Annotated in this window: 21 protein-coding genes; 16 read left to right on the top strand and 5 right to left on the bottom strand. The window is 37.8% G+C overall.

Going from position 1 to position 24,801, the window contains the following annotated elements:
• Positions 1–1,495: HYR domain-containing protein (locus tag ESV24_RS13695; RefSeq protein WP_249041587.1), on the bottom strand; the 1,495-nt coding region annotated here is incomplete at its 3' end.
• Between the two features lie 185 nt (positions 1,496–1,680).
• Positions 1,681–3,573 (bottom strand): molecular chaperone HtpG, encoded by a 1,893-nt coding sequence (gene htpG, locus ESV24_RS13690; protein ID WP_111816940.1) that lies wholly within the window; start codon positions 3,571–3,573, stop codon positions 1,681–1,683.
• 241 nt (positions 3,574–3,814) lie between these two features.
• On the opposite strand from htpG, the gene ESV24_RS13685 reads away from it, so the two are divergent.
• Positions 3,815–4,504: a TetR family transcriptional regulator C-terminal domain-containing protein gene (locus ESV24_RS13685; RefSeq protein ID WP_111816939.1), complete on the top strand. Its 690-nt coding sequence runs from the start codon at positions 3,815–3,817 to the stop codon at positions 4,502–4,504.
• Complete coding sequence (locus ESV24_RS13680; RefSeq protein WP_111816938.1) at positions 4,504–5,811, top strand: ABC1 kinase family protein; 1,308 nt, start codon at positions 4,504–4,506, stop codon at positions 5,809–5,811. The genes ESV24_RS13685 and ESV24_RS13680 overlap by 1 nt, the downstream gene beginning before the upstream one ends.
• Before the next feature lie 175 nt (positions 5,812–5,986).
• Here ESV24_RS13680 and ESV24_RS13675 read toward each other — a convergent pair whose 3' ends face one another.
• Positions 5,987–8,440: an alpha/beta hydrolase family protein gene (locus tag ESV24_RS13675; protein ID WP_111816937.1), complete on the bottom strand. Its 2,454-nt coding sequence runs from the start codon at positions 8,438–8,440 to the stop codon at positions 5,987–5,989.
• 139 nt (positions 8,441–8,579) lie between these two features.
• On the opposite strand from ESV24_RS13675, the gene ESV24_RS13670 reads away from it, so the two are divergent.
• Together ESV24_RS13670 and ESV24_RS13665 are read left to right on the top strand one after the other, a co-directional pair.
• Positions 8,580–9,587 (top strand): 3-oxoacyl-ACP synthase III family protein, encoded by a 1,008-nt coding sequence (locus tag ESV24_RS13670; RefSeq protein WP_111816936.1) that lies wholly within the window; start codon positions 8,580–8,582, stop codon positions 9,585–9,587.
• Between the two features lie 473 nt (positions 9,588–10,060).
• Complete coding sequence (locus ESV24_RS13665) at positions 10,061–10,423, top strand: CoA-binding protein (RefSeq protein ID WP_111816935.1); 363 nt, start codon at positions 10,061–10,063, stop codon at positions 10,421–10,423.
• Here ESV24_RS13665 and ESV24_RS13660 read toward each other — a convergent pair.
• Positions 10,394–11,839 carry a sodium:solute symporter gene (locus tag ESV24_RS13660; protein WP_111816934.1) on the bottom strand — a complete coding sequence of 482 codons (1,446 nt, stop codon included), beginning with the start codon at positions 11,837–11,839 and terminating at the stop codon, positions 10,394–10,396. The genes ESV24_RS13665 and ESV24_RS13660 overlap by 30 nt on opposite strands.
• 134 nt (positions 11,840–11,973) lie before the next feature.
• Between ESV24_RS13660 and ESV24_RS13655 the strand changes: the two genes are divergently transcribed.
• The 12 genes from ESV24_RS13655 to ftsY all read left to right on the top strand — a co-directional run bounded on the left by ESV24_RS13655 (position 11,974) and on the right by ftsY (position 22,669).
• A complete protein-coding gene (locus ESV24_RS13655; RefSeq protein WP_146743184.1) occupies positions 11,974–14,463 on the top strand; it encodes a T9SS type A sorting domain-containing protein in 2,490 nt (829 codons plus the stop codon).
• Positions 14,464–14,546: 83 nt separating this feature from the next.
• Positions 14,547–15,167, top strand: coding sequence for a recombination mediator RecR (gene recR / locus ESV24_RS13650; protein ID WP_111816945.1), 621 nt, complete (start codon positions 14,547–14,549; stop codon positions 15,165–15,167).
• 3 nt (positions 15,168–15,170) lie between these two features.
• Complete coding sequence (locus ESV24_RS13645; RefSeq protein WP_111816932.1) at positions 15,171–16,292, top strand: glycosyltransferase family 2 protein; 1,122 nt, start codon at positions 15,171–15,173, stop codon at positions 16,290–16,292.
• 98 nt (positions 16,293–16,390) lie between these two features.
• Entirely contained in the window at positions 16,391–17,728 is a 1,338-nt protein-coding gene (locus ESV24_RS13640; protein ID WP_111816931.1) for a dihydrolipoamide acetyltransferase family protein, read from the top strand.
• Between the two features lie 112 nt (positions 17,729–17,840).
• Positions 17,841–18,614 carry a 3'-5' exonuclease gene (locus ESV24_RS13635; protein WP_111816930.1) on the top strand — a complete coding sequence of 258 codons (774 nt, stop codon included), beginning with the start codon at positions 17,841–17,843 and terminating at the stop codon, positions 18,612–18,614.
• 7 nt (positions 18,615–18,621) lie between these two features.
• A complete protein-coding gene (locus ESV24_RS13630; RefSeq protein WP_111816929.1) occupies positions 18,622–19,233 on the top strand; it encodes a fumarylacetoacetate hydrolase family protein in 612 nt (203 codons plus the stop codon).
• A gap of 1 nt (position 19,234) precedes the next feature.
• Complete coding sequence (locus tag ESV24_RS13625; protein WP_111816928.1) at positions 19,235–19,576, top strand: Hpt domain-containing protein; 342 nt, start codon at positions 19,235–19,237, stop codon at positions 19,574–19,576.
• A 1-nt stretch (position 19,577) separates the two neighbouring features.
• Positions 19,578–20,825 (top strand): competence/damage-inducible protein A, encoded by a 1,248-nt coding sequence (locus tag ESV24_RS13620; protein WP_111816927.1) that lies wholly within the window; start codon positions 19,578–19,580, stop codon positions 20,823–20,825.
• 77 nt (positions 20,826–20,902) lie between these two features.
• Complete coding sequence (rpmB, locus tag ESV24_RS13615) at positions 20,903–21,142, top strand: 50S ribosomal protein L28 (protein ID WP_111816926.1); 240 nt, start codon at positions 20,903–20,905, stop codon at positions 21,140–21,142.
• Between the two features lie 27 nt (positions 21,143–21,169).
• Complete coding sequence (gene rpmG / locus ESV24_RS13610) at positions 21,170–21,352, top strand: 50S ribosomal protein L33 (protein WP_045081706.1); 183 nt, start codon at positions 21,170–21,172, stop codon at positions 21,350–21,352.
• Positions 21,353–21,360: 8 nt separating this feature from the next.
• Entirely contained in the window at positions 21,361–21,513 is a 153-nt protein-coding gene (locus tag ESV24_RS13605; protein WP_111816925.1) for a DUF4295 domain-containing protein, read from the top strand.
• 202 nt (positions 21,514–21,715) lie between these two features.
• Complete coding sequence (gene ftsY, locus ESV24_RS13600; protein WP_111816924.1) at positions 21,716–22,669, top strand: signal recognition particle-docking protein FtsY; 954 nt, start codon at positions 21,716–21,718, stop codon at positions 22,667–22,669.
• 94 nt (positions 22,670–22,763) lie between these two features.
• Here ftsY and ESV24_RS13595 read toward each other — a convergent pair whose 3' ends face one another.
• Complete coding sequence (locus ESV24_RS13595; protein ID WP_111816923.1) at positions 22,764–24,662, bottom strand: S9 family peptidase; 1,899 nt, start codon at positions 24,660–24,662, stop codon at positions 22,764–22,766.
• Between the last annotated feature and the right edge of the window lie 139 nt (positions 24,663–24,801).

The raw sequence follows: 24,801 nt of genomic DNA, 5'->3' as shown, positions 1-24,801 counted from the left end.
TGTCACCCGTCATCGAGCAATCGAACGATGAAACGTCAAGTGCATAGGTGGCGATACCACAGTTGTCCGTAGAGCCGTTGTTTATCTCGGCAGGGGTAACGGTAGCGTTTCCGGTTACCGGATCAAGATCTACGGTTATGTTTTGGCAAACTGCCACCGGCAGTTCATTGTCAACCACGGTAACCGTAAAGTTACAGGTTGATGTGTTGCCGTCGCTGTCTGTAACGGAAAGCTCCACGTCGGTATCACCAACTGCAAAAGAACTTCCACTGGCAGGGGTCGCGATAATATCGCCCGAGATGTTTCCATCTTCAGTGTCAAAAGCTACTCCTGAAAAATTTACAACACTAGAACATAGGCCCGGAGTATTGTTTACTGTAATATTTGCAGGACAAGCAATGATTGGCGGATCGCCTATAACAACTATTGGTAATCCAGAAACGTTTAGTTCAAATGGACCATTATTACTTAAAAATCCGTGTACCAATACATAGTAGGTGGAAGAACCATCTGTAGTAAAATTGACAGCACTTTGTACACCACAACTATCATCGTTCCCAACAACACAGGTTAGTGTACCACAACTTCCAGAAAAAACAGAAAGTTTTGTATCAAATGAAGTTCCCGAACAAAGATTCAAATCTACTGTAGAACCCGTGCCAGTAGTGTCGGTGAACATATACCAAACACCAGGTGAAGTATTTCCTGTACCACAAAATGGAGCGCTATCTGGAGTCGCAAAAACCGTTGTGCCATTGATAGTGCCATCGCCAGTAATTGTAATTGCATTAGCGCAAAGGTCGTTTGGTGGAGCAGCTTCTGCTTCCAACTTTAACGAAAAGTTATTTATTAACCCAAAGTTTCGAGCACATCCATTGTTAGTCAATGAGCTTCCACAGCGTTGAACAATACTGTTAGCAGGTTCTCCAGCTGGTTGTGAACCAATTACAGGACTTTCGTTTAGTATCCAATAAACATCAGGCCTGCTTGAATTTAGAGAAACTGAAATGTTATTATCAGTTTCAGGATAAAGGTTTACATTCGGAAGTGTAAAGACAACGGAATAAATAAAACCCAATGGGCCCGGTGCTACTGTTACTGTAGAAGACGAAACTAAAACTCCAAGTCCGCTACCACAAGCTCCTGATGGACCATTGGTGGAACAGTCTGTATAAATACGTAAGTTTAAATCGTAAGGGGCAGCTGATGTTAAATTGAAAACATCTACCGTTACCGTTTGCAGAATTCTGTTGGTGCCTGCCAGAACAATGGCGTCTGCCATTGATGTATTTGGACCATTTGCAGCAGAGGATATTTCAACTCCATTAGCACCTAAGTGATCGGTTTCATAAATTGTGGTCAAGGCACGGGATTGTGTGTTTTGCACTTGTGCTGTTCGTGCATCACGAATTCCCGTAGCTAGCCTTTCTTCCTGAGCTTCTGCGAAAAACGTCGCACATAGCATAAGAATGAAGAATAGAGTAATTCTTTTCATAATTATTATATTTAAAGTTAGAGCCATAAATGTATATTAAAAAATTTACATCTGACTGTAATATTCAAAAGATTAAGTTAAAATCTGAAAGAGCTAGAAAGAATCCTCAAATTCATATAAATTCAATAAAAAAGCCATCCCACAGACTGTAGAATGGCTTTCTCTAATTAAATTTTATTAAAGGATTATTTAATCATTTCGTAACTTCGTTTTATAAAAGCTGTAAGTTCTTCTCCTTTAAGTAAATTTTTGCTCAGCCTTGCCAAATCAAGTGCTTGGTTTACCAAACGTTCTTTCTTCTTTTCGGTTTTTGTATTCAGGATTTCGCTAATCAATTCGTGATTTGTATTTACTATTAAGTTATACATTTCAGGGAAACCTCCCATCCCGAACATACCGCCACCGCCGGTTTTCTGCATATCTTTCATTCTTCGCATAAACTCTGGCTCGGTAATTATAAATGGATTGGCATTGCTATCTAAAGCTTCCAATTGCACGCTGAATTTTTCCTTCGGAATAACGCCGTCCAAAAATGTTTTCAGGCTTTCTTTTTCTTCATCGGAAAGTTTTGAAATCTGCTCATCGTCCTTTTTGATAAGGTTTTCAACGTGATCACTATCCACGCGAACAAAAGAAATCTTTTCTTCGCTACCCTCAACTTTTTGAAGTAGATGAGTAACAATGGGCGAATCCAAAAGCAAAACTTCGTAGCCTTTTTCTTTTGCAGCTTCAATATAGCTATGTTGTTCTTCTTTGTTTGAAGCGTAAAGAATTACAATATTTCCATCTTTATCGGTCTGTGTGTCTTTTATCTTTTCTTTCAATTCTGGAAAAGTAAAATAGGTATTGTCAACAGTTGGGTATAATGCAAAATCCTTTGATTTATCGAAGAATTTATCTTCAGTCAACATTCCGTATTCAATTACAATTTTAATATCGTTCCATTTCTTTTCAAAACCTTCACGGTCGCTGTTGAAAAGACTTTTCAACTTATCTGCAACTTTACGGGTTATGTAGCTTGCAATCTTTTTCACCGCACCATCAGCTTGTAGATAGCTTCGTGAAACGTTCAAAGGGATATCTGGACTGTCAATTACACCACGTAGCATCGTTAAGAATTCAGGAACAATTCCTTCTACATTGTCAGTTACAAAAACTTGATTTTGATAGAGCTGTATTTTATCTTTTTGAACGCTCATATCGTTTGTCATCTTCGGGAAATAAAGGATTCCTGTAAGATTGAAAGGATAATCAACATTTAAATGAATGTGGAAAAGCGGCTCTTCAAATTGCATTGGATACAATTCCCTGTAAAAAGAATTATAGTCCTTGTCTTCAAGTTCCGTTGGTTGCTTAGTCCACGCAGGATTTGGGTTATTTATAATATTGTCTACTTCTTCAGTTGGAGCCTTATCGTCTTCTTTTGCGTCTTCAGGTTTTGGAAGAGTTTCGGTACGCGTTCCGAATTTAATTGGGATTGGCATAAACTTGTTATACTTCACCAACAATTCTGTGATGCGGTTTTCTTTCAGAAACTCGGTAGAATCTTCAGCTATGTGAAGAATTATTTCGGTTCCGCGTTCTTTCTTATCAGCTTCTTCCAAAGTAAATTCTGGCGAACCATCACAAGACCAATGAACCGCTGGTTCATCTTTATAGCTTTTTGTAATGATTTCTACCTTTGCAGCAACCATAAATGCAGAATAAAAACCAAGACCGAAATGCCCAATAATTCCAGCATCCTTTCCGTTTTTGTCTTTGTATTTTTCAATAAATTCTTCTGCTCCGGAAAAGGCGATTTCGTTGATGTATTTTTCCACTTCGTCTTTGGTCATCCCAATTCCCTGATCTATAATGCGAAGTTCTTTTTTCTTTTTGTCCAACTTCACTTCAATCATTGGATTGCCGTATTCCACGCCTTCAGCCTCACCAATATTAGCCAAATGCTTCATTTTTAAAGTTGCGTCCGTAGCGTTTGAAATCAGTTCACGAAGAAAGATTTCATGGTCGCTGTATAAAAACTTTTTAATCAGCGGAAAAATGTTGTCCACTGATACATTGATAGTTCCTTTGCTCATTTTTGTATTATTTATTACTTGTTATTATTTTTTATTGCTTTTCAATCTATTTCCTTATTAGTCAAATAAAGTACCAAGCCCGCAGATGCTGACACGATGTCACTGTAAAATTTGAATATGTTATCCTAAAATTTTAACAGAACATTCTGTTTAAGTAATGCTTTAAAACCTTAAACAGTAGTTATCTTTGTCATTATACTGAAACGTCTATTTTAATTCAATTTTAAATACTTACGATATTATGGCAACTCCAGATAAAAATTCCCCAACACAAAAAAAATCTCCTTTAAAAAATAAAATGAGCAAAGAAAAAATAATTACCGCGTACATGGAATGGGTGCTTTCGAAAGAAAAAGCGCCGCTGAGTGTTTTCAAATTCTGTAAAGAGAATAATTTTAAAGAAGCTGAATTCTATGAATTCTTCGGTTCTTTTGAGGGGCTCCAAATGGAAATTTGGAATTCATTTTATAAGCAAACAATTCTTTTGGCGAATAAGGATGAAAATTATTCAGGTTACACCAATCAAGAAAAAATGCTCACCTTCTTTTATACATTTTTTGAATTGTTGACTTTGAACAGAAGCTATCTTCTTTTCACTTTAAGGGAACAACGCGATATGATGAAGAACTTGAATCAATTGAAAGGACTTCGAAGAAACATCAAGCATTTTGCGGCAGATTTAATTCGCGAAAACAACGAAGAAAAAAGGTTGAAGATTTTAAAACAATCGGTTACAGTTTTTTCCGAAGGAGCTTGGATTCAAACACTTTTCCTATTAAAATACTGGATGGACGATAATTCTGCGGGTTTTGAAAATACAGACATAGCGATTGAAAAATCCGTTCGCGCAATCTTCGATGTTTTTGATACGCAGCCACTAGAAAGCTTGCTTGACTTCGGAAAATTTTTATGGAAAGAAAAAATGGCCTAATGAAAACAATAGATAAAATCCCTACGAATAAAATTCAACGAGCTTCAAAATTAATGACCACTGGTGTAAAAGTTGGCGGAAATTATTTAAAGTATTACAGCAAAAAGCTCGTCAACTCTGAAACCACAAAAGACGAGCTGAACGAAAGCAATGCCGAAGATATTTACGACGGCTTGAAAAACTTGAAAGGCAGTGCCTTAAAAGTGGCTCAAATGCTGAGCATGGAAAAAAACATGATGCCAAAAGCATATGTTGAAAAATTTTCTTTGGCGCAGTTTCAAGTGCCGCCGCTTTCTGCGCCTTTGGTTCGCAAAACGTTCAAAAAATATTTTGGTGACACGCCGGAAAGTCTTTTTGACACCTTTAATTCAGAATCAGTAGCAGCGGCTAGTATTGGCCAAGTCCATAAAGCCACGAAAGATGGTAAAGATCTTGCCGTTAAAATCCAATATCCTGGCATTGCAGAAAGCATCAGTAGTGATCTTGCGATGGTAAAACCGGTGGCGATGAAAATGTTTAATATTAAAGGAAAGGATAGCGATAAATACTTCAGGGAAGTGGAGGGTAAATTGCTGGAAGAAACTGATTACCTGTTGGAAGTGGAACAAAGCAAGGAAATAAGTGAAGCTTGTAAAAATATTCCGAATTTAAGATTTCCAAAATATTACGAAGAACTTTCCGGAGAGCGCATTATTACGATGGATTGGATGACGGGACATCACCTTTCAGAATTCACCAAAATAAATACCGATAAAGTAAAGGCAGACAAAGTAGGGCAGACGCTTTGGGATTTTTATATGTTCCAAATGCATCAGTTGAAACGCGTACACGCCGATCCGCATCCCGGTAATTTTTTGGTGGATGCGGAGGCGAACTTGATAGCAATAGATTTTGGTTGCGTTAAAACTGTTCCTGAAGAATTCTATGTTCCCTATTTTGAATTGGCAAAACCCGAAAATATTAATAACCCCGATATTTTCTTAGAGAAGATGTACGCTTTGGAAATCTTGAGAAAAGAAGATTCTCCCGAGGAAACAAAATTTTTCTCAGAACTGTTTTTTGAAATGCTGAGTCTTTTCACTAAACCATTCCACAGTGAAACTTTTGATTTTTCTGACCAGGAATTTTTCGGAAAAATAGCGGAGCTGAGCAATAAATATTCAAAGGACACCGAGCTAAGAAAGATGAACGGTAACCGTGGCTCAAAACATTTCCTATATATAAATCGAACATTTTTTGGTCTTTATAATTTGATGAACGATTTGGGAGCAAAAGTTGAAATAAATAATTATAAAAATTACATATAAACTTTAACAAAACTTTGTTTAATCCTTTAACAATTTAGCTAAACAAAGTGTGTTATCTTTACAGGTAAGTAATCGAATATTAAATTGCTATGAAAAAGTAAAAATATTCTGTTATTTAATTGGTTAGGTTGTTTAAGAAGGGCGCATCTTTGCGCCCTTTTTTCATTTTAGAAAGTTATTTTTTAATTTCTTCCATACCTGTTACATTATTTTCTTTTTTGTTCTTTACATATTTATCCAGCCATTGATCCTGTTCCCAGAGTACGTGCAGTATGCTTTCCTTCGCGCTGTAGCCGTGGCTTTCTTTTGGAAGCATAACCAAACGAGCGGTTGCTCCCAATCCTTTTAATGCATTAAAATAACGTTCGCTTTGCAGTGGGTAAGTTCCAGAGTTATTATCTGCTTCACCGTGAATAAGCAATAGCGGGGTTTTCATTTTATCTGCGTGCATAAAAGGCGACAGGGTATTGTAGGTTTCGGGAGAATCCCAATAGCTTCTTTCTTCACTTTGGAAACCGAAAGGCGTCAACGTTCTGTTATAAGCGCCACTTCGTGCAATTCCAGCTGCAAAAAGATCTGAATGGCTCAAAAGATTCGCAACCATAAAAGCCCCGTAAGAATGCCCGCCCACGCCTACGTGATTTCTATCTATATAGCCCATATTATCAACAGCATCAATGGCAGCCTTGGCATTGCCCACCAACTGCTTTCTAAAAGTATCGTTTGGCTCTTCATCGCCTTCACCCACAATTGGAAAAGCAGCATCGTCCAAAACCACATAGCCTTGGGTTACCCAATAAATAGGCGAACCGTAATACGGATAGATAAACTCATTTGGGTTTGTTGTGTTTTGTGAAGCGCTGTTTTTATCCTTAAACTCACGCGGGTATGCCCAAAGAATCATCGGCATTTTTTCTTTCTTTTTCATATCATAACCTATGGGCAAATACAGTGTTCCTTCAAGTTCCAATCCGTCATCACGTTTGTAAGTAATTACTTCTTTGTGAACGTCTTGAATACTCTTGAAAGGGTTTTCAAAAGAAGTGACCGGCGTTAAATCATTCTTCTTCTTAATATTTCTGAAATAATAATTGGGATACTCATTCTGCGATTCAATACGCACCAATATTTTACCTTTCTTCATATCTATTGCAGCATTAAGGTTTTCGAGTTTATCTGTATATTCAGATTGATAGATGCGTTTCGCTTTTTGTGTTTTTAAGTTGAATTCATCTATAAAAGGAAATTGTCCTTTTTCCGAAAAACCATCACCCATTAAAAAAGCGTTGCCATTTTCTATTTCCAGAACACTTTCGTCAAAATTGTTTCGGGTTGTTACAAAATTTCCGGGATCGCTGTATCTGTCCTGATAATTTCTATCAAAAATAATTTTCGGCATTTCCGAAGCACTTGATGGATTGAAAATATAGGTTTTGGTATTCCGATCGTTCCACCAATAATCTGAAGCAATTGCAAGATTATCATCTCCCCAAGTAATGTTCGAGTAACGGTTTTTTGTTTTAATCAGCAGCTTGTTTTTTCCATTGAAAGGTGCTTCCAATTGATAAACTGCGTCGCGATAATCCACTTTAACTTCAGGGTCGCCTTGGTCTAAAGCTTCGGCCCAATAAATTGTTGACGGTTTATCGGCGCGCCAATTCATACTTCGTTTTCCCATTCGGGTTGCCATAAAGCCTTTGGGTTCAACCTCGTTCAGCGGAACGTCGTTTACTTTTTGAATCAGTTTCCCTTCGTTGTTGTAAATATTTGTTTCAAAAGGAAAACGGTTGTAGGGTACTATATAAGAGAAAGGTCTTTTGAGTGTATTCACCATTACATATTTGCCATCGGGCGAAAAATCAATATCGTCATACATAGCCGTGGGAAGAAAATCTGTAATAGTTCCTTCCAAAGAAATCCTTTTAATTTCCGAATGTGCCAATTGCTCAAAGTTGTATTCGTCATTTGGGCTGCTAAGCAAATCCTGATACGTTCGGTTTTGGGCTTTTTCGCCATCGCTTACAGTAACCGTTGGGCCTTCGGGAACTGCTTCGTCAGTATTTATCAATTCTTTTCTGTCCTTCGGGATTACGTTCACTAGAAGAGCATTTCCATCTTTAAACCAATTTATGGGATTGCCCATGTTTGCGCTCACTTTTAAATTGCTGAGTTGCTTGGCTGTGCCTTTTTCAATATCTGCCAACCAGAGTTGTACATCGGTTTCGGTAGTGTTTAAAAACGCAACCATTTTTTGGTTTGGAGAAATGGTAAAACTTGAAAGTCTTGGATTTGCAGGAATACCCGTTACTTGTCGTGCGTCTTTTTCGGTAGCCTTTTTTACCTTTACATTATTGTAAAATCGCGTTCTGCTGCCAATGTTGGTTTTTGGATTTATACGAAGTCCGCCCAATCGCAATTCAGCTTCTGAAAGTTCAGCGATGGATTTATAGGCATCGCGATAAAAAAGAACAACATTTTCACCTTTGCTGTCAATCCAAACAGTTGGAGCCAAGGGCGCGTCCACAAGTTCTAAAATTTCTTTTGGTGGTTTTTGATACGTTAATTTTTCCTGTGCAACAAAATTTGTAGCCAAGAGAAGAAAAGCGATAATCGCAGTGAATTTTTTCATAGTTTTAAATTTAAAAGCTTAAAGATATTCAAAAAAAGGAATATTGCATTTGCTATGCATGCATACTATATAAACTGCGATTTGTTTCCTTTAAAAGCGGTATATACTTATCTTTCCAAACTATTCTAAATTGAAATAAATGTACACTTCAAAAATTACTGGCTTGGGTTATTACGTACCCGAAAATGTGGTTACCAATGATGATCTTTCAAAACTAATGGATACCAACGATGCTTGGATTCAAGAGCGCACGGGCATCAAAGAACGAAGGCACATTAAAAAGGGTGACGGCAACTCAACTTCGGTTATGGCTGTAAAGGCTTCAACCATTGCTTTGGAGCGCGCTAAACTCGTTCCGAATGATATTGATATGATTGTTTTTGCCACACTTAGTCCAGATATGTATTTTCCCGGCGGTGGAGTAGAAGTGCAGGAAATGATGGGGATGCGGACTATTCCAGCTTTGGATGTTCGCAACCAATGCAGCGGTTTTGTGTACGCGTTGTCCGTTGCAGATCAATTCGTGAAAACAGGAATGTATAAAAACATTTTGGTAATTGGCAGTGAAAACCACAGTGGTGGACTTGATTTTACCACACGAAGCAGAAGTGTTTCCGTTATTTTTGGGGATGGTGCAGGCGCTGCTATAGTTTCTAGGAATGAATCTGGAAAGGGTGGAATTCTTTCAACCCATCTTCACAGCGAGGGGCAACATAAAAACGAGCTCTCACTAAAAGGCCCGAGCACCGAACATTGGGTGCCGCAAATTATTGCTGAAAATCCGCAGGAAGATATTCCGTATTACCCAGTGATGAACGGTCAGTTTGTTTTTAAACACGCCATTGTTCGTTTTGCTGAAGTAATTGAAGAAGGTTTGAAAGCCAATAATCTTGAAGTGAAAGATATTGATATGTTGATTCCGCATCAGGCAAATCTTCGCATTTCGCAGTTTATTCAGCATAAATTAAAATTGACTGACGATCAAGTTTTCAATAATATCCAAAAATTTGGAAATACAACAGCAGCTTCCATCCCAATTGCTTTGACTGAGGCTTGGGAAGAAGGAAAAATTAAGGAAGGTGATTTAGTTGTATTGGCAGCCTTTGGAAGCGGCTTCACTTGGGGTAGCGTAATTATTAGATGGTAACTTAGGTACATTGTAATGTTACTTCTACACCTATAAAACACTCAGCTACCTTAGAAACAATACTTTAATTTAGCAATATAAAAAAGCCTTTCATTTTTTCTGAAAGGCTTTTGTCTTACCTAAAAAAGGTATAATTCGTTAAATGCTAATTCAAACAAACTTTAAAATGAAGTTTTAGGTATCTATAATATAGACGAAATAAAAGCAGTTTTGGTTTCACTGCAATCCATTATTTAACAGAACAATAACATTATCCGCCTGAAACAAACAAACCCGAAGCAAGTGCTTCGGGTTTGGATCTTTACTGCTATTATTAACACTAACCATCAACGTAAAAATTGTCGCAGTAAAGAAAAAATTCTTATTACTATATAGACGTTCAAAAAGCAATATTGTTTCATTGCATATTTCATTTTAACGAACATTTATGAAATCTTGCAAAAGAGTATTGTATTTTTCATAAAAAACTATTTATGATGAAGAAAACATTAGTACTTGGTGCAAGCCTAAATCCGGGACGATATTCAAATATTGCGATCAATCGCCTTGTTAAATACGGGCATACAGTGGAAGCTGTAGGTTTGAAAAAAGGAGACGTGGCTGGAGTTGATATTTCAACCGAAAAAGATAATTTTGAAAATATTGATACCGTAACGCTATACTTAAACCCGAAACGTCAAGTGGAATATTATGATTACATAATATCGCTGAAACCAAAACGTGTCATTTTCAATCCCGGAACTGAAAACCCAGATTTTTACGAAATGCTTCAGCAGAACAATATTGAATCTGAAGTGGCTTGTACGTTAGTTCTTTTGGGTACGAATCAATATTAAGCCCAGGAAGGTAAGCGTTCCATTTAATATCAATATAAAGAATCCGAATTCAAAATTTAAGTAGTCAGCACTTAGTGTGCTTATAGCATATCCAATAAAAGGAGTGAGAATAGCGACTATGGGAACGAGTTTATCTTTTACGTTCCATTTTGTGAAAAGTCCATAAGCATATAGTCCCAAAAGTGGACCGTAGGTATAACCTGCAAAAACAAAGAGTTTTGAAATTACGGAATCATCTGCAATTACATATTTGAAAATGATTATAACGGCTATCAATACTAGGGAAACCAAAATGTGAATCAGCTTTCGAACACGTATTTGTTTTGCCTCATCATATCTCTTTTCAATTTCCAAAATATCTATACTGAAAGACGTTGTCAATGCTGTAAGAGCACTGTCGGCGCTGCTGTATGCTGCGGCAATCAATCCTAAAATAAAGAGAATTGCGACTCCAAAACCGAATTCATTCATCATAGCCAGCGTTGGATATAGTTGGTCCTTGTGTGCATCTATACCGTTTTGTGTTGCGTAAACCGTAAGTAACAATCCTAAAACTAAGAATACAAAATTTACTATGGTCAAAACTATGGTGAACCAAAACATATTTTTTTGAGCATCTTTGAGATTTCTACAAGTAAGATTTTTTTGCATCATATCTTGGTCCAAGCCCGTCATAACAATGGCAATGAATGCCCCACTTATAAATTGTTTCACAAAATGATCGCCCGATTTCCAATCGTCAAAAAAGAAAATCTGACTCATATCGCTTTCAGCAATAAAGTTGAAAAGATTACTTCCAGATAGGCCTAAATCTGTAGCAACGTAATATACAGAAACCCCAACTGCCACTAGCATAAACAGCGTTTGCAATGTATCTGTCCAAACAATGGTTTTTATACCGCTCTTGAAAGTGTAGAGCCAAATCAATAGAATGGTAATGGTTACCGTTATCCAAAACGGTATGTTCATTTCGTCAAAAACCAAACTTTGTAGTACAACCGCAACCAAATAAAGACGAAAACTAGCGCCCACAACTCTTGAAAGCAAGAAAAAACTCGCACCAGTTTTATAGGAAGAATTGCCGAACCTACCTTCTAAATAAGTATAAATTGAAGTAAGATTTAAGCGGTAGTATAAAGGAAGAAGTACGGTTCCAATAACGGCATAACCAACGGTATATCCCAAAACCACTTGAAAATAACTGAATTTAGAAACCTCCACCCAACCAGGAACGGAGATAAAAGTGACCCCGCTCAAAGAAGCCCCAATCATTCCAAAAGCAACTAAATACCATGGCGATTGTTTTCCCGCTTTAAAAAAATCTGCATTGCTGCCACCTCTATTTGTTAGGTAAGAGATTAGTATTAGCACTAAAAAATAGCCAAGTATTAAAAGTAGTATGTGTAAGGGTTGCATAAAATTTAGGACTACAGTGGTTTAAAGGTATTTTTTATGTAAAAATACGAAGTTTGGTTTCTCCACAATTTTTATTTTTAATACTTTTGAAATTCTTGAAAAAAAATCTGTATAACTCCCTAAAAATTAATAAAATGCGTTTTAAATTACTTCTACTTTTTGCATTACTTTTTGGTTCCGTTGCTAGTCAGGCCCAGGAATACCTTCAGATGATCGACGATGGCACTTATAAAGTGCAAGAAATTATTGACAATGCCGAAGCATACTTCGCCAATAAAGACAAAGGCCGAGGAACCGGTTACAAACAATTTAAACGATGGGAATACAATGCTTTACGCATGGTAAAGGAAAACGGATACCTCCCCACAACCGAAGAAAATCTTGACGAATTAGAGCGTTGGAACGCTTACTTAAATAATACCGCCGCCAATAGAGGAGTACTTTCCGATAACTGGCAGGAACTTGGACCAACAGATTGGAACGCTACTTCGGGGTGGAATCCGGGCGTTGGGAGAGTTACGGGTCTTGCAATTGATGAAAACGATGAGAATCACATGATCATTGGAGCGAACACTGGTGGTGTATGGCGAACTACAGATGGATCTCAAACTTGGACACCACTTTCCGATTATTTTTCTGACCTCTCGGTATATTCCGTAGCTATGGATCCTGCCGATTCTGATACCTATTTCTTTGGTTCTACAAATGGAAAAATTTTTAAATCTACCGATGCTGGAGCTACTTGGAACCTTTTGGGATCAATTGGGAATAGCATCGTGAACAAAATTCTTATCAATCCTACAAATAATAATATGATCTTCGCTACGGCTGAGAATGTAGGTATTTACAGATCTACTGATGGCGGTGCAACTTGGTCTCAACCTGTTTCAGATTCAAGAGGATATGATATTGAGTTTAAACCGGGAGATTTATCTGTGGTATATGCTTCGGGTAGAAATTTTCACAAATCTACCGATGGTGGTGCTACTTTTACAACTATCGGAGGTTTTACCACTGGGCCAAAAATGATTGGTGTTTCTGCGGCAGATCCAGATGTTGTATATGTAGTTGAAGCCTCAGGAAGCAGATTCGGAGCTTTTTATACTTCAAGCAATAGCGGAAGTAGTTTCACAAAAATTAATCACGGTAGCTTAAACTTTTTCGGATACAGTACCAGCGGAAATGATAATAGCGGCCAAGCTCCAAGAGATATGGGTATTGCCGTAAACCCTACAAATGCCGATGAAGTTCATATTGCAGGATTGCTTACTTGGAGATCAACCAATGGAGGTACTACTTTTACTTGTACGTCTGATTGGATTCCAGGAAATGCAGCATCACAAAATATTGGGTACTGCCATTCTGATGTTGATGATCTTCAATTTTACGGAACCACGCTTTATGCGATAACCGATGGTGGAATTTATAAAGCCGAAAACACGGGTACGATCAATGCAAACTATTTTGAAGACCTAACTCAAGGTTTGGGAATCAGACAATTTTATAAAATAGGAGTTTCACAAACTGCAGATGTTATTGTATCAGGTGGATCACAAGACAATGGAACTTCCTATTACACTCAGGCAACACAATGGAAAGATTGGTTGGGAGCTGATGGAATGGAAACTTTTATAGATAAAAGCAATAGCAATTTGTTTTACGGAACCAGCCAAAACGGTCAAATGTATAGATCTTCAAATGGTGGTACTTCGTATTCAGGCCTTAATGAACCAGGTAATGGTTCTGGAAACTGGGTAACACCATTTGAACAGGATCCTGTTCTGGAAAATACAATATACGTAGGTTATGACCGAGTGTATAAATCTTCAAATTTTGGAGGTAGCTGGACATCCATCTCACAAGATTTAATTGCAAATCTTAATAACATGAAAATTTCAGCCACTAACAATCAGGTAATGTACGTTTCTAGAGGTCCTTTCCTTTTCAGAACTCAAGATGGGGGTGCAACAGATTGGGTACAGACATCCTTTCCGGGCGGCAATATAAATTCAATTGCAATTCACCCTACAAACCCTTTTAAAATAGCGGTTGCAATTACAGGAGCCAACCGCGTGGTTGTATCTGAAGATGGAGGAGACACTTGGATAAGCTATAAAAAGAACCTTCCAGACTTTAGCGCTTTGGCACTTATTTGGGACAACAATGGTAAAGACGGACTATATTTGGGAATGAATTATGGAATCTATTACATAGATAATACGTTCACAGACTGGCAGCCGTACAGTAACCTTTTGCCAAACGTTATTATAAATGAATTGGACATAAACAATACAACCAATATGCTTTATGCCGGAACATACGGAAGGGGTCTTTGGGTATCCCCATTGGTAGATGGAACGGCAGGTGTTAACGATAATATTTCAGAATCCTCTGTAAGCATTTATCCAAACCCTGCAACTTCTGAATTTACAATCGCGTTGCCAAAATCCTTAAAAGCTGAGGTGAGAGTTTTTGATATTTCAGGAAAACTGCTTATTTATGAAGTGGAAACTGTAATCTCAAACAAACATTCGGTAAACGTTTCAGCACTTTCCGCGGGAACTTACTTTGTTCGCATTAACAGTGAAGAAGGAACCGCAACCAAAAAACTTCTTATAAACTAAGAACCATTTTATAAGTAGGAATGCTTCAGGAAAAGTCTCTTTTTCTGAAGCATTTTTTTTATCTTGGCAGCTGGAATTATGCTATGGAATTTTCTTCAAAACTTCTTGAAAACGCGGTAAACGAGATGTCCCAACTCCCCGGAATTGGCAAACGGACCGCTCTGCGTTTAGTGCTTCATTTATTAAAACAACCCAAGGAGCAATCACAAAAATTAGCGGGTAGTTTGGTAAAAATGCGCGAGAATATAAATTTCTGCGCTAATTGTCATAACATTAGCGATACCAAACTTTGCGAAATATGCGCCAATCCACGTCGGGACGAACAACTGGTCTGCGTGGTTGAAGATATTCGCGATGTAATGGCGATTGAAAACACCAGCCAGTATCGTGGCCATTACCACGTTTTGGGTGGAAAGATTTCACCTATGGATGGCATCGGGCCTGGCGATTTGACCGTTCCATCCCTTGTTGAAAAAGTGAAGGCGGGGAGCGTCCGCGAACTTATTTTTGCGCTAAGCTCAACAATGGAGGGGGATACAACAAATTTCTATATCTATAAACAGATTGAGCCGTACAATATAACAACAACAACAATTGCCCGTGGAATTTCTGTGGGCGATGAATTGGAATACGCAGATGAGGTTACCTTGGGCAGAAGTATTTTGCACCGCATTCCTTTTGAATCTTCACTAAAAAACAGCTGATTTTTGAAACTCTCCGTTATTATCCTCAATTATAATGTGCGCTATTTTCTGGAACAGTGTATTCTTTCCGTTGAAAAAGCAATTGAAAACTTGGATGCCGAAATCATTGTTATAGATAACGATTCAAAAGATGGTAGTTGCGAAATGGTCAAAAACCGTTTTCCAAACGCTATTTTGATTGAAAATAAAGAAAACGTAGGCTTTAGTAAGGCGAACAATCAAGCTGTGGCAGTGGCGAAGGGCGAGTACATTTGTATTTTAAATCCAGACACCGCCGTTTGCGAAGATACTTTTCAACAGTCAATTAAATATTCAGAAAGCATTGAAAACATTGGCGCACTGGGCGTTTATTTGATGGACGGAACAGGAAATTTTCTTCCCGAGAGCAAAAGAAATCTACCAACACCGAAGGTTTCATTGATGAAGCTTACCGGTTTTACCCAAAAATATTATTCGAATAAAATTTTAGAAACTTCCAGTGGTGAGGTTGAAGTATTGGTGGGAGCATTTATGCTTTTAAAAAGAAGCATTTACAATGAAGTGCGCGGATTTGACGAAGATTATTTTATGTATGGCGAAGACATCGATCTATCCTATAAAATAACGCAGGCGGGTTACAAAAATCATTATAAGGGCAGCACGACTGTGTTGCACTACAAAGGGGAAAGTACCAAAAAGGATGCATTGTATTTTGAACGTTTTTACGGTGCAATGCAGATTTTCTACCGAAAGCATTTCAATAAAAATTTACTTTTGGAAGGTTCGGTTTCTGCAGGCGTTGCACTAGCAAAAAAAGCAAGAAAATTTTCTCCTGAAACTAAAACGAAGTTGGCTGCGAAGCTTGAAAGAAATTATTTTTTTACCGAGAATATTGAGCTACTCGAAAAACTTTCTGCAAATACTACTACCGTTTTTCAAATGGTTTCGAAGAATATGCACGAGCAGATTATTTTAAAAAACAGTTTATTGGTTTTTGACGCGGAGTATATTTCCTATAAAGAAATTTTCAAATTGATGAAGCAATTGAAGGGCAACAGCAATCTTTTCCGCATACGCCCTGCTGGCTGTAATTTCATAATAGGAAGTGACCGAAGCGACGAAAAAGGTGGCGTGCTTGTTTTTTAAGAAAATTGAAACCCAAGACGAACAAATTTTAACTAATTTTGCAACGTTTTTAAACAAAGCACCTTTGTGCTTACCAAATTCGATATTGAAAATATATTATGGCAAAATTTGAATTGAAACTACCCAAAATGGGAGAAAGTGTTGCAGAAGCAACGCTTACTAACTGGCTAAAAGAAGTGGGAGACACCATTGAGGCCGATGAAGCTGTACTCGAAATCGCTACCGATAAGGTAGACAGCGAAGTACCAAGCGAGGTAGATGGTGTTTTGGTTGAAAAACTTTTCAACGTTGATGATGTAGTGCAAGTGGGCCAAACCATCGCCATAATTGAAATTGCTGGCGGAAGCAACGAAAGTGAAAAATCTGCAACCGAAAGCGCTCCTTCACCAGAAGTTGTTGAGAAAGTTGAAGAACAAGTTGAAACTGCCAAACAGGCAACCCAAGCACCAATTGAAAATTCTGGCGACCGTTTTTATTCGCCTTTGGTTAAGAATATTGCCGCTGCAGAAAATATTTCGCAAGCTGAACTTGATAGTATTTCTGGCACTGGAAAAGATGGCCGTGTGACCAAAAACGATATTTTGGAATATGTTGAAAATCGTTCTTCGCAAAAAACTCAGCCACAGCAAACCCAGCCGCAAACCGTTGTTGAGGCTAAAAACATAGAAACCGCAAAAGCACAATCCTCAGAGCCTGCAAAACCAAAAGCTGCAGTATCTGTAGGCGGGGATGATGAAATTATAGAGATGACCCGAATGGGCAAACTGATTGCCCACCACATGGTTGAGAGTGCGCAAACTTCTGCACACGTGCAATCGTTTGTGGAATGCGATGTTACAAATGTTTGGAACTGGAGAAATAAAGTGAAGGCATCATTTGCAAAACGCGAAGGAGAGAACTTAACTTTTACACCGATATTTATGGAAGCCGTTGCAAAAGCGCTGAAAGACTTCCCAATGATGAATATAGCTGTAGATGGCAATAACATCATTAAACGCAAAAACATAAATTTAGGAATGGCTGCGGCCCTTCCAGACGGTAACTTGATTGTTCCGGTAATTAAAAATGCAGATCAATTAAATTTGCTCGGAATGAGCAAGGCAGTAAACGACCTCGCCAGTCGCGCACGTGAAAACAAACTGAAACCAGACGATATTCAGGGAGGAACTTACACGGTTACAAATGTGGGAACCTTCGGAAGCATTATGGGTACGCCAATAATCAACCAGCCACAAGTGGGTATTTTGGCCTTGGGTGCCATTAGAAAAGTACCTGCGGTTATTGAAACCCCTGAAGGAGATTTTATAGGCATTCGTTTTAAAATGTTTCTTTCACACAGTTATGATCATAGAGTTGTGAATGGTGCTTTGGGCGGACAATTCGTAAAGCGCGTTGCAGATTATTTAGAAGCTTGGGACGTAAATAGAGAAATATAACTAAAGTAAAACATATTTTAAATGGGGATTTTGATTTCAAGATCCCCTTTTCTTTTTTATATCTTCTTCGAAAACTTCAATAAAAAGTATCTTTGCTAAACAAAATAAAACAATGGAACTCAACTTAAAAAAACCAATTTGTTTCTTCGATCTTGAAACCACAGGAATAAATGTAGCGAAGGACAGAATTGTGGAAATAGCAATATTAAAAGTATTTCCAAACGGAAATAAAGAGAGCCACACTTGGCGCGTTAATCCAGAAATGGCAATTCCGGCAGAAACTTCCGCAATACACGGAATTACTGACGAGATGGTTGCAAACGAACCTACTTTTAAAGAGCTGGCTACAAAAGTTTACGCATTAATAAAGGACAGTGACCTTGGCGGTTTTAATTCCAATCGTTTTGATATTCCATTACTTGCTGAGGAACTGCTGCGCGCAGAAGTGGATTTTGACATGAAAAAAGCTATGTCCGTTGATGTGCAGACCATTTTTCACAAAATGGAAAAGCGCACTTTGGAAGCAGCGTATAAATTTTACTGCGACAAAGATTTAAAAGACGCACACAGCGCAGCGGCAGATACAAATGCTACATATGAAGTTTTAAAATCACAGCTTGACAGATACAGCGATCTTGAAAACGATGTAAACTTTTTGGCAGATTTTAGCTCACACAGAGATCACGCAGATTTTGCTGGTTTCATAAGTTATAACGAAGATGGTGTTGAGGTTTTTTCTTTCGGAAAATACAAGGGAAGTTTGGTTACCGATATAATGGAAAAGGATTCCGGATACTTTGGATGGTTGCTGAATGCAGATTTTCCGCTGTACACTAAAAAAGTATTGACACGCATCCGGCTTCAAAAGTTGAACACAAAATTTTAATTTCAAGATGAAAATAATCTGTATTGGCCGCAATTATGCAGACCATATTAAGGAACTGGATAACGCCAAACCTTCAGAACCGATTATATTTTTAAAACCGGACACAGCCATATTATTAAAAAAACAGCCGTTCTTCATTCCAGAATTTTCAAATGATGTACATCACGAGGTAGAGTTGTTGGTTCGTATCAATAAGATTGGGAAACACATTGATCAAAAATTTGCGTTTAAATATTATGATGAAATTGGCTTGGGAATAGATTTCACTGCCAGGGATTTACAAGCAGAATTGAAAGAAAAAGGCTTGCCTTGGGAAAAAGCAAAAGCGTTTGACGGTGCTGCGGTTGTGGGAAATTTCATAAAAAAAGAAAGCTTTAAAGATATAAATAACATAGAATTTAGCCTAAAACGCAATGGGAAAACGGTTCAAAACGGCAATTCTATGCTGATGATGTGGAAAATTGATGCTTTAATCGAATATATTTCAAAATACTTTACGCTAAAAATTGGAGACATTATCTTTACCGGGACGCCCGCAGGTGTTGGTAGGGTTGAGGCCGAAGACCGATTGACGGGATACATTGGAGAAACAGAGATATTTTCCATAAAAGTTAAGTAAGATGACGAAATATTATGCAAAGGAGAATCTAAGTGAAATCGCTGATGGGGATCAAGATTTTTTAAAGATATTAGCACAAACATTTTTGGATGAAATCCCACCAGATTTATATTCTATGAAGGAGGCTGTTGATAATGAAAACAGAGAATTAGCTTACCAATTTGCCCACAAAATGAAACCAAATATTGAGATGTTTGGCATAGACGCACTAAAAGACATTACTAGTATAGAGGCGTGGTCCAAAACGTCTAGAAACAAGGCTTCGGTTCTTCCGCATTTGGAAAACGTACTAACAACATTAAACCATGTGTTTGATGAACTGAGAGAAGACTTCCAATTATAAAATGCTTGCAGAAATAATTACTATCGGCGATGAAATTCTCATCGGTCAAATTGTTGATACAAATTCCGCCTATATTTCAAAGGAATTGAATAAGGTAGGAGTGAAGGTGTATCAAATTACCTCGGTACAAGATAACAGAACCCACATCCTGCAGGCTTTTGAAGACGCAAAGAAACATGCCGATTTTGTTATTGTAACGGGTGGATTGGGTCCTACAAAAGATGATATTACCAAACAGACTTTTTGTGATTTTTTTGAAGATGTTTTAGTTGAGGATCAGGCGGTGATTGAAAACGTTGAGCAACTTTTCAAAAAGTACCAATTGAATAAACCATTACCGGCTAATTTTCGGCAAGCGATGGTTCCTTCCAAAGCAACCATTTTAATGAATCAGCACGGCACGGCTCCCGGAATGTGGATGGAGAAAGACAATGTTGTTTTTGTTTCCTTGCCCGGTGTGCCCTATGAAATGAAACATTTGCTGCAAGACGAAGTATTGCCGAGAGTAATAAAACGCTTTAATAGACCACATATTTATCACAAAACACTTTTAACCTACGGCCTGGGTGAAAGCGCTATTGCAGAAAGAATTGAAGAGTGGGAAGACAACTTGCCCGAAAATATTAAACTTGCTTATTTACCTTCTTTGGGCAGGGTTCGCTTACGATTGTCTTCCACAGGAAAAGATGAAAAAATTCTGAAGGATAGTATCGATGCTCAAATGGAGGTCTTGACCAAAATGCTTTCAGACATTGCTGTAGGTTTTGAAGATGAAACAAGTATCGTTGGCAAAATAGCAAAAATTCTAAATCAAAAGAATCAAACTTTAAGTTTGGCGGAAAGTTGTACGGGCGGCGCTATTGTAGAACAAATAACAATAGAGGCAGGGGCTTCTTCTTTTTTCTTGGGAAGTATTGTTCCCTATAAAACAGAGTTGAAAACAAAAATATTAGGGGTTCCTTCTTCACTAATAGAAAAATATTCTGTTGTCAGTATCGAGGTAGTAGAAAGTATGGCGAACAACTGCTGCAAACTTTTCAGCACAGATTACGCTATTGCCACCACTGGAATTGCTGGTCCTACAAAAGGTGATGGAAGGGATGAGGTAGGCACCGTATGTATTGCGGTTGCTGCGCCGAGAGGTGTAATTTCAGAAAAGTTCAACTTTGGAAATGACCGTTATCGGGTCATTGAAAAGACAATAAATAAGGCCTTTGAGATGCTTCTGAAAGAAATTTCAAAAAACTAATTTTCTTTTGTTGTACATCACAAAAGAATTACTTAAATTTGCACCCTGTTTTAAAATAACTTAAAAAAAGTTAAGGAATGTCAAGAGTTTGTGAACTTACCGGAAAGAAAGCGATGGTTGGGAATAACGTATCGCACGCAATGAATAAAACTAAACGTAAGTTTGATGTGAACTTGCTTAAAAAGCGTTTTTATATTCCAGAAGAAGACAAGTGGGTTACTCTTCGTGTTTCTGCTTCTGCTATAAAAGACATCAACAAAAAAGGTATTTTTGCGGTTATGAAAGAAGCGCGCGAAAAAGGCTTTTTAACTAAATAATTGCAATAATCAATAAAGTCTGTTACAATGGCTAAAAAAGGAAATAGAGTACAAGTTATTTTGGAGTGCACAGAGCATAAAGAGTCAGGGAAACCAGGAACTTCACGCTACATCACTACCAAAAATAAAAAGAACACACCGGATAGAATGGAGTTGAAGAAATTCAATCCAATTCTTAAAAAAATGACGGTTCATAAAGAGATTAAATAATATAGGCCATGGCAAAGAAAACAGTAGGATCGATACAAACATCAACTAAGCGTTTAACCAAAGCAATAAAAATGGTTAAATCGCCTAAAACAGGAGCTTATACCTTTACCGAGTCTATCATGACTCCAGAAATGGTAAATGACTGGTTGAACAAAAAATAACCAGCTTAAAATATTTAGAAAAAGCCACTTTTTTGCGAAGGTGGCTTTTCGTATTTTTGCTGACCCCTTCCGTCCCCGACGAAAAGTCGGGGCCACCTTCCCCTGAAAAAGGGGAAGGAGCTGAAAAAATTAAACTTTGATAAAGTTGGACAACCGACAACCGACAACCGACAACTGATAACAGATAACCGACAACCGAAAAATGAGTTTTTTTAAAAAAATATTTTCCAAAGAGAAAAAGGAAACCCTTGACAAAGGACTTGAAAAATCCAAAACTACTTTCCTCGATAAGCTAAGCAAAGCTGTTGCTGGAAAGAGCAAGGTTGACGATGACGTTTTGGATAACCTTGAAGAAGTTCTTGTTTCTAGCGATGTTGGAGTAAATACCACACTTAAAATAATCGATAGAATTGAGGAACGCGTTTCAAAAGATAAATACTTGGGGACTGATGAACTCAACAAAATTCTTCGTGAGGAAATAGCAGGGCTTTTAAGTGAAATTGATTCAGGAAACGCCACAGAGTTTGAAATTCCAGAAAACAAAAAACCATATGTAATTATGGTGGTCGGTGTAAACGGAGTTGGAAAAACTACAACCATTGGAAAGATGGCCTATCAATTCAAAAAAGCTGGTAAAAAAGTGGTTTTAGGGGCTGCTGATACCTTCCGTGCTGCAGCAATAGACCAATTGCAGATTTGGGCAGATAGAACAAATGTTGAAATTGTAAAGCAAAGTATGGGCAGTGATCCTGCCAGCGTCGCTTTTGATACGTTGCAGAGCGCGGTGAACCAAAATGCTGACGTAGTTATCATTGACACCGCTGGCCGGCTTCACAATAAAGTGAACTTGATGAACGAACTTACAAAGGTGAAACGCGTTATGCAAAAAGTAATTCCAGATGCGCCGCACGATGTTCTTTTGGTTTTGGATGGTTCTACGGGACAAAATGCTTTTGAACAGGCAAAACAATTTACCGCCGCGACCGAAGTTACTTCCTTAGCTGTTACAAAACTGGATGGAACTGCAAAAGGAGGAGTGGTAATTGGCATTAGCGATCAGTTCCAGATTCCTGTAAAATATATTGGCGTTGGCGAGGGTGTGGAAGATCTTCAGGTTTTCAACAAATTTGAATTTGTCGATTCCTTTTTTAAATAAGTCCTGCTGAAAAAATAAAGCCACGAATTCACGAATATTTTTAAATATATATTTCGTGAATTCGTGGCAATTTTGTCTATCGTCTAATGTCTTTTCAAAGAGTTTCCTTCAACCAACTGAAAAACTCACGTTGCCAAACCAATGCGTTTTGAGGCTGTAATACCCAATGGTTTTCTTCTGGGAAATAAAGAAGTTTGCTTTTTATCCCTTTTAGCTGTGCTGCTTGAAAAGCTCCCAAACCTTGTTCAATTGGCACACGGTAATCTTTTCCACCTTGAATAATCATAATTGGAGTATCCCATTTATCAACGTAAGTAACTGGGTTAAATTCGTTAAAAGATTTCTGTGCAATTGCATTGTCTTTTTCCCAATAAGCACCTCCCATATCATAATTTACGAAGAATAACTCTTCCGTAGTTCCGTACATAGCACGGGTATCAAAAACCCCATCGTGGGCAATAAATGTTTTGAAGCGTCCGTCGTGATTTCCTGCTAACCAAAACACGGAATAGCCACCAAAACTTGCTCCAATAGCCCCCAAACGATTTTTATCTACATACGCTTCTTTTGAAATCTCATCAATGGCATCAAGATAATCTTGCATTGCGCCACCGCCCCAATCGCCGCTAATAGCCTCGTTCCATTCAACACCATGACCCGGCATTCCGCGACGGTTTGGTGCTACTATAATGTAACCTTGCGAAGCCATCAACTGGAAATTCCAACGAGTGGAATAAAATTGCGACAAAGCAGATTGCGGTCCGCCCTGAGCATAAAGAAGTGTTGGGTATTTTTTATTTTTATCGAAGTTTGGCGGAAGAATTACCCAAACTAGCATTTGCTTGCCATCTTTGGTGGTTACCATTCTTTTTTCAACTGTTGGTAAATTTAGTTTTCCATAGAATTCGTTATTTACTTGGGTAAGTTGCTTGAAAGTTTTGCTTTTCAAATCAAAAGAAAAAATTTCAGCAGCGTGGTTCATGTCTGTTCGCGTAACAATCAACTGACCGTTTTTTTCTGAAACTATGCCTGTAACGTCAAATTGTCCTTTTGAAAGTTGTTCCACAACCGGTATCTTTCTAGTTTTTCCGGGATGATCTACTTTAAAAAGCTGAATCGTTCCATCAACAGGAGCTGTAAAGTAAATATCCTTGTTGTTGCTCGCCCACATAAAACCATTTACCGTTCCATCCCATTGTGAGGTTAGGTTTTGTTTAACGACATCTTGAAGTACAATAATATCATTTTTGTCTGCTTCATAGCCTGGAGTTTTCATTTGTAAATATGCCAAAGCTCCTCCTTTTGAAAATGCTGGCTGGGTGTCATAACCTTTGTTTTCCTCGGTAATGTTTTCGGTTTGTTTGCTGGTTAGATTGTATTTATAAATATCTGTATTTGTGCTTGTGGCATATTCGGTTCCCGCTAATTTTTTACTTACATAATAAATGTTTTCACCCTTTGGTCCCCATATGTAATCTTCATCGCCACCAAATGGTTTTTGTGGTGTATAGTAGGGTTGTTGCGGAGTAATATCTGTTTCAGCGCCAGTTTTTACATCTTTATAAAAAACGTGGTTGTAGCTGCCGTCATTCCAGGTATCCCAATGTCTATAGTCTAATGAAGTATAAACATAAGCATCACTTTTTGGTAGATCACTGTAAATATCTTTCCCTGTAATATCATTTATTTGAACGGATTTGTCCATTAACAAATATTGTCCATTTGGAGAGATGTTTTTATCTGCAACCTTTGCTTCATCTTTAGTAATTTCGGAGAAATTACCGCCAGCAACAGGCATTGCATAATATTTTGAGTCAAAGCTATTTTCTTCCATGTTTGGAGTAGTTACCTTGTAAAATAGTACTTCACCATTATCAGAAATTCCAATAGGGCTTACTTTTTTAACCTGCCATAAAAGCTCAGGTGTCATTGTGTTTTGCGCGAACAAAAAGCCAGCACAGAGAAATGCCAGCAGGAACGTTATTTTTTTCATCTGAAATATTTTTTAGAAAATTTTTGAAATGTAAAGTTACTTAAAAAAAGTGGCAGTTTTCAGTGGCAGTTTTCAGTAAGGTAGAATCGTTTTTTTCGTGGTATCTTTGCAACCTTTTACAAATTCAAAATAAAAAGTT

Source organism: Aequorivita lipolytica, assembly GCF_007997135.1.
Classification (GTDB): Bacteria; Bacteroidota; Bacteroidia; order Flavobacteriales; family Flavobacteriaceae; genus Aequorivita; species Aequorivita lipolytica.
This window is presented reverse-complemented; position numbering and strand designations above follow the sequence as displayed.

Coding starts and splice junctions, on each gene's coding strand:
- htpG (WP_111816940.1), bottom strand. CDS start 3,573: ATGAGCAAAGGAACTATCAATGTATCAGTGGACAACATTTTTCCGCTG.
- ESV24_RS13685 (WP_111816939.1), top strand. CDS start 3,815: ATGGCAACTCCAGATAAAAATTCCCCAACACAAAAAAAATCTCCTTTA.
- ESV24_RS13680 (WP_111816938.1), top strand. CDS start 4,504: ATGAAAACAATAGATAAAATCCCTACGAATAAAATTCAACGAGCTTCA.
- ESV24_RS13675 (WP_111816937.1), bottom strand. CDS start 8,440: ATGAAAAAATTCACTGCGATTATCGCTTTTCTTCTCTTGGCTACAAAT.
- ESV24_RS13670 (WP_111816936.1), top strand. CDS start 8,580: ATGTACACTTCAAAAATTACTGGCTTGGGTTATTACGTACCCGAAAAT.
- ESV24_RS13665 (WP_111816935.1), top strand. CDS start 10,061: ATGATGAAGAAAACATTAGTACTTGGTGCAAGCCTAAATCCGGGACGA.
- ESV24_RS13660 (WP_111816934.1), bottom strand. CDS start 11,839: ATGCAACCCTTACACATACTACTTTTAATACTTGGCTATTTTTTAGTG.
- ESV24_RS13655 (WP_146743184.1), top strand. CDS start 11,974: ATGCGTTTTAAATTACTTCTACTTTTTGCATTACTTTTTGGTTCCGTT.
- recR (WP_111816945.1), top strand. CDS start 14,547: ATGGAATTTTCTTCAAAACTTCTTGAAAACGCGGTAAACGAGATGTCC.
- ESV24_RS13640 (WP_111816931.1), top strand. CDS start 16,391: ATGGCAAAATTTGAATTGAAACTACCCAAAATGGGAGAAAGTGTTGCA.
- ESV24_RS13635 (WP_111816930.1), top strand. CDS start 17,841: ATGGAACTCAACTTAAAAAAACCAATTTGTTTCTTCGATCTTGAAACC.
- ESV24_RS13630 (WP_111816929.1), top strand. CDS start 18,622: ATGAAAATAATCTGTATTGGCCGCAATTATGCAGACCATATTAAGGAA.
- ESV24_RS13625 (WP_111816928.1), top strand. CDS start 19,235: ATGACGAAATATTATGCAAAGGAGAATCTAAGTGAAATCGCTGATGGG.
- ESV24_RS13620 (WP_111816927.1), top strand. CDS start 19,578: ATGCTTGCAGAAATAATTACTATCGGCGATGAAATTCTCATCGGTCAA.
- rpmB (WP_111816926.1), top strand. CDS start 20,903: ATGTCAAGAGTTTGTGAACTTACCGGAAAGAAAGCGATGGTTGGGAAT.
- rpmG (WP_045081706.1), top strand. CDS start 21,170: ATGGCTAAAAAAGGAAATAGAGTACAAGTTATTTTGGAGTGCACAGAG.
- ESV24_RS13605 (WP_111816925.1), top strand. CDS start 21,361: ATGGCAAAGAAAACAGTAGGATCGATACAAACATCAACTAAGCGTTTA.
- ftsY (WP_111816924.1), top strand. CDS start 21,716: ATGAGTTTTTTTAAAAAAATATTTTCCAAAGAGAAAAAGGAAACCCTT.
- ESV24_RS13595 (WP_111816923.1), bottom strand. CDS start 24,662: ATGAAAAAAATAACGTTCCTGCTGGCATTTCTCTGTGCTGGCTTTTTG.